Annotated in this window: 6 protein-coding genes; 3 read left to right on the forward strand and 3 right to left on the reverse strand. The window is 67.4% G+C overall.

The window, feature by feature from the left end:
- On the forward strand, positions 1–1,315 hold a 1,315-nt coding region (locus tag VEY12_08280; protein ID HYM40121.1), incomplete at its 5' end, for an AGE family epimerase/isomerase.
- Here the strand turns inward: VEY12_08280 and VEY12_08285 are convergent.
- Together VEY12_08285 and VEY12_08290 are read right to left on the reverse strand one after the other, a co-directional pair.
- Positions 1,312–1,716, reverse strand: coding sequence for a thioesterase family protein (locus VEY12_08285; GenBank protein HYM40122.1), 405 nt, complete (start codon positions 1,714–1,716; stop codon positions 1,312–1,314). The two genes, VEY12_08280 and VEY12_08285, sit on opposite strands and share 4 nt — an antisense overlap.
- A gap of 45 nt (positions 1,717–1,761) precedes the next feature.
- Complete coding sequence (locus VEY12_08290; GenBank protein ID HYM40123.1) at positions 1,762–2,319, reverse strand: gamma carbonic anhydrase family protein; 558 nt, start codon at positions 2,317–2,319, stop codon at positions 1,762–1,764.
- Positions 2,320–2,393: 74 nt separating this feature from the next.
- Between VEY12_08290 and VEY12_08295 the strand changes: the two genes are divergently transcribed.
- Positions 2,394–2,543 carry a hypothetical protein gene (locus VEY12_08295; GenBank protein HYM40124.1) on the forward strand — a complete coding sequence of 50 codons (150 nt, stop codon included), beginning with the start codon at positions 2,394–2,396 and terminating at the stop codon, positions 2,541–2,543.
- An 18-nt stretch (positions 2,544–2,561) separates the two neighbouring features.
- Here the strand turns inward: VEY12_08295 and VEY12_08300 are convergent, their stop codons facing one another.
- Positions 2,562–4,013 carry an aldehyde dehydrogenase family protein gene (locus VEY12_08300; GenBank protein ID HYM40125.1) on the reverse strand — a complete coding sequence of 484 codons (1,452 nt, stop codon included), beginning with the start codon at positions 4,011–4,013 and terminating at the stop codon, positions 2,562–2,564.
- A 110-nt stretch (positions 4,014–4,123) separates the two neighbouring features.
- Between VEY12_08300 and VEY12_08305 the strand changes: the two genes are divergently transcribed.
- A complete protein-coding gene (locus VEY12_08305; GenBank protein ID HYM40126.1) occupies positions 4,124–4,849 on the forward strand; it encodes a class I SAM-dependent methyltransferase in 726 nt (241 codons plus the stop codon).
- Positions 4,850–5,214 lie beyond the last annotated feature (365 nt).

Here is a 5,214-nt window from a genome sequence, read left to right on the forward strand (position 1 = left end):
CGTCCCCCACTTCGAGAAGATGCTGTACGACAACGCGGGCCTCCTCAGCAACTACGTCCATGCGTGGCAGCTCACGGGGGCGCCGCTGTTCCGTGAGACCGCGGAGGGCATCCTCGCCTGGGTCGACGAGGTCCTCTCGGACCGCGCGAAGGGCGGGTACTACACGAGCCAGGACGCCGACGTCGGCCTCGAGGACGACGGCGACTACTTCACGTGGACCTTGGACGAAGCCCAGCACGCCCTACCCGCGGAGGAGGCGCGGGTCCTAGCCCTCCGCTACGACATCGGGGAGAAGGGCGAGATGCACCACGACCCGAAGCGGAACGTCCTCTACTTGGCCGCGACGCCCGAAGAGATCGCACAAGAACTGTCGATGCCTCCGGATCGGGTGAACGCCCTTCTCGCCAGCGGGAAGGCGCGCCTGAAGGCCGCGCGGGACCGGCGAACCCCGCCCGCCGTCGATCGGACGATCTACGCGTCCTGGAACGGCATGATGGTCTCGGCGGCCCTCGAGGCGGCGATGGCTTTCGGCCGCGATGACGTGACGGCCTTCGCCCTCAAGACCCTGAAGCGACTTTGGAAGACGCTTTGGACGCCGGACCAAGGGATGTGGCATGCACTGGGGGACGAGAAACGCAAGGTTCACGGGCTGATCGAAGACCACGTCTTCATGGTCGAGGCCTGCCTCGCGGCGCACACCGCGACCGGCGACGTCGCGTGGCAGCGCCGGGCCGAGGAGGCCATGGCGTACGCGCTCACGCATTTCTGGGACTCGAAGAACCCCGGCTTCACGGACCTGGCCGAAGACGTCCGCGAGACCGCGGAACTCAGTCTGCGTGAAATCCGCCGTCGCCCCCTGGACGATTCCCCGTACGCCGGGGCGAACGCCGTGGCCGCACTTTGCCTGCAGCGCCTCTACGCGCTGACGGGGAACGATGACTACCGACTCCACCACGACGAAATCGTGACCGGCTTCGCAGGAGAGGCAGCCCGGTACGGCCCCATCTTCTGCGGCACGTACTTCCTGGCCGCCGAGCTCTGGCTGCATCCGAGGGCGGAGATTGTCCTCCTGGGGCCACGGGACGAGCCGCGGGCGCAGCGGCTTGCGGCGGTGGCGCGCGAGACCTACGCGCCCGGGAAGACCATCCTGGTTGCCGACGACAAGGAATCGTACGTCCCCGATGCGGTCGAGCATATGCGAAAGACCGCCGAGGCCCGGGCGGGACCTGTGGCTTTCGTTTGCCAAGGGACCACATGCTCCCCGCCCACGGCGGACCCGGACCGCCTGCGCGCCCTCCTCCGGGGGATCCCCTAGGCCTCCAGATTCTTCTCAAGCATCTTCCGGAAGTCGGGCGGGATTGGTTTCGTCTTCTTCTTGTCGTAGTCGTAGGCCACCTGGACACTCGAGGAGGTTGCGAGCACGCGACCGCTCTTGTTGTCGCGGAGCTCGTAGCTGAGCGTGAAGGAGGACTCGCCGATCTTCGAAGGCCAGACGGAGACCTCGACCTCGTCGCCCCATTCCGCGGCGGAGGCATAGTCCATGTCCACGTGGGCCAGGATGAAGTCGATGTCGTGCAAGGACCGCTTGAACGCGTGCCGGAGGTAGAACTGGGTGCGCGCGAGTTCGCAGTAGGTCAGGTACACGGCGTTGTTGACATGACCCATCGCGTCCAGGTCGCGGAACCGCATCTGGATTTGGACGGTGAAGCGCGCCATCGCGCGCGCCGATGCGACGGCCTGCGAAAAACGTTTGGGTGGTCCTCAACCCTTCCGAACGAGCCGGGTAAACTCCTCGGACTTTTCGAACGGAATCTGGCGGCTCGGGTCCGCCAGGATCGCGGGACGAGCCGGCAAGGACGCCTTCGCCAGGTCCCGGTAGATCTCCCAGGAAAGCTCGATCCGTTTCCACAGGGTCTCGTCTACCTTTCGGAGCACCCTCGCAGGCACCCCGGCGATCACGCTCTCCTCCGGAAACTCGGCGTTTTCCCGAGTGACCGTGCCGGCGGCCACAAGGCTGCCGCGGCGTACGACCGTGCCGCTGTTCAGCGTCGCGTGCATGCCGATCAAGGAGTCGCCCAAGACCTTGGTGCCGTGGACCACCGCGGAGTGACCTACGGTCACGTGGTCGCCGATCTCACAGGGCATCCGACGGTCCACGTGGAGCACCGCATTGTCCTGCACGTTGGAATCCTTCCCGACGACCACGGCATCGAAGTCGCCGCGCAGCACGGCCCCGTGCCAGACGCTCCCACCCTCGGCCACGGAGACATCGCCCACGAGGACCGCGGTCGGAGCGACGTAAATCATCGTCGCCGCCATGGCACCCTTCCTCTCAAGCCTTTCGCCGCGTCCTTCGTCCCGCCGAAACGAGCCGTCGGGTACGCGAATCCTGCATGACCGCCGCCGCCGACGACGAGATGCTGCTCGAGGGCCGGGTGTCGGCACGGGGCCTCGTGATCCCCGAACAACTGGACCCTGACGAGTACCTGGCGCGACCGCGTGCCAAGGGCCTCGCGATCCACGAACAACGGACGGTGCTCTGACACCCAGGACCCGCGGGCCTACTCGAGGTTCACGAGCACGTTCTTCACGTGGGTGTAGAACAGGACCGCATCCACGCCCTGCTCCTGGCCCAGACCGGACTGCTTCCATCCGAGGAACGGCGTCTGGGGGAACGTCACGGGATACTCGTTGATCGAGACCATCCCCGCCTTGAGACGCCGCGCGATCGTGTGGGCGCTCCCGAGGTCTTGGGTCCAGAGTCCCGCGCTGAGCCCGTACGGCGTGTCGTTCGCGCGTGCGATGGCGTCGTCCAAGTCCGTGAAGGACCAAGCCGCCAGGACGGGGCCGAAGACCTCCTCGCGGGCCACCCGGCTGTCCGCGGGGGGATGCTCGAAGACCGTGGGCAGGAGGAAATTCCCGTCGCGCAACCGCGCATCCTCCGGCCGCCCGCCGCCCACGAGCGGCTTCGCCCCTGTGCGGACACTCTCCTCGATGGCCTCCGACACGGTCCTCGCCTGCTCCCGCGAGACGAGGGGGCCCATATGGACGCCCTCCTCGAGCCCCGGGCCGATTCGCATCTTGGCGGTGCGGTCCTTGAGCTTCTCGAGGAACGCCGGGGCGACGTCCGCATGGACGAGGAGCTTCGAGCCGGCCCAGCACATCTGGCCCGCGTTCTGGAAGGCCCCGAAGGCGACGCCCGCGACGGCCTTGTCCATCCTCGCGTCGGGGAGCACGATCTGGGGGTTCTTCCCGCCCAGCTCGAGCGCCGTGGGCGTGATGCGGTCCGCGGCGATCCGCAGGAGCTGCTTCCCGGTCTCCGTGGACCCGGTCAGCGTGACGCTGTCCACGTCCGGATGGCGGACGAGCGCCTCTCCGACCTCCTTGCCCGGACCCGTGACCACGTTGAACGCGCCGGGAGGGAATCCGGCCGTCTCCGCGAGCTCGGCGACCCTCAGGGCGGAGAGCGGCGTGAGGCTCGCCGGCTTGAGGACGACCGTGTTGCCCGCGGCGAGGGCGGGCGCGATTCCGCGGCACGCCAGGAGAAGCGGGTAGTTCCACGGGGCGATATGGGCGGTGACGCCCAGGGGCTCGCGGAGCGTGTAGTCCAACCGCGCGCCCGGCACGGGGATCGTAGCGCCTTGAATTTTATCGGCAATCCCTGCATAATATTCGAATAGCTTGTAGACGTACGCCACATCGCCCTTGGCCTCTCGCAACGGCTTTCCCACATTGAGGGATTCCAGTCTCGCGAGCTCCTCGAACCGATCCCGGATCTGCTGGGCCAGGAGGAACAGGAGACGGCCCCGCTTGCTGGGGTCCATGTCCCGCCAATCCGGGGACTCGAACGCGGCGCGTGCGGCCTCCACCGCGGAATCCACGTCCTCCCGGGTGCCCGAGGCGACCCGGGCGATCGCCCGGTTCGTCGCGGGATCCAGGACCTCCACGGTCTTCCCCGAGGAGGCAGGGACGGACTTGCCGCGGACGAAGAGCCCGTGTTCGGTGACGTCCATGGTCACTCCCGCGCACCAAGGTGCCCGCGTCCTATAAGCGTGTGGCGTTCCGGCCGTCCACCGATGGACTCTTATCCCGAACTCCGCATCCGGGCCGCCGAGGAGGTCCCGTGGTCGACGTGGTTCGCCAGACGCGTCGGCTTCTCTGGCGGGACGCCGCGCGACACGCGTTCGAACTGCGGCCCATGCTCCTCGACCAGTTCCGCCACGAGGACTTCCGCGGGCGCCGGGTCCTCGATGTGGGCACGGGAGAAGGCCGGGTCGCGTTCGTCGCCGCCGGATTGGGCGGCCATGTAATCGGCGTGGACCTGGACCGCATGAAGCTCCAGCAGGCCCGAGCCTATGCCGGAGTCAAAGACATCCGGCGCGTCGACTTCGTGTGGGGGGACGTGGAGAAGACGCCGTACCACGAGTTCTCGTCCGAGCCGTTCGACTTCGTCGTGAGCAATCTCTGCATGTCCCCGGAGATCGTGTGGCATGCGTCGCGCGGTCTCCGGACCGGTGGGAAGTTCATCTTCTGCTGCCACCATGGAGACCACTGGAAGGAGACGCGCCGCGGCTCGCGGTGGGCCTTCTACGAGGACACGATGGAGGACTTGCTCGAGGAGAACCGTTTCGACGTCGAGTTCCTGGGCGTGGACACGATCGTCGCGGAGTTCGAAGAACTGCGGGAGGTCGAGCTCTTCCTCCGAGATGAGACGGTTCGCAAGTGGGTCGAGGACGGCCGCTGGGAGGAGCTCTCCGATTCCTTCGCCCGCGGGGAGAAGCACCTGACCCAGTCCTACCTCGTCGTGAAGGCCCGGCGGCTCGCCCACGAGCGCCCAGACCTCGCGTGAGGTACCGCCGCGGGAGTCAGCGGCGCCGCGGAAGGCGCCGGGCGAAACCCATGTCGGGGCGAGATGGGGATCGAAGCCGTCCGTCGGGGGATTCCGGGAAGAGGCGCCGGAGCAGGAGGATCATCCCGGTGAAACGCGAATCGACCTCGGCTTCGACGGCCATCCTGCGACCCTCACGTCTCCAGGTCCCATGGCGCTTGAATAGGGTTGGCCCCAATTCGTCCCCAATCGGCAAAGCTCATCTGACCCCCAGGAGCTACCCGTCGTCGGAAGGGGGTCCATGTACCTCGGCGCCCACGTCTCGATCGCAGAGAGCATCGCGCTCGCCCCGGAGCGTGGTGAGGCGGTCGGCGCCGAGGCCATCC

This window comes from Thermoplasmata archaeon (genome assembly GCA_035632695.1).
Taxonomy (GTDB): Archaea; Thermoplasmatota; Thermoplasmata; order RBG-16-68-12; family RBG-16-68-12; genus RBG-16-68-12.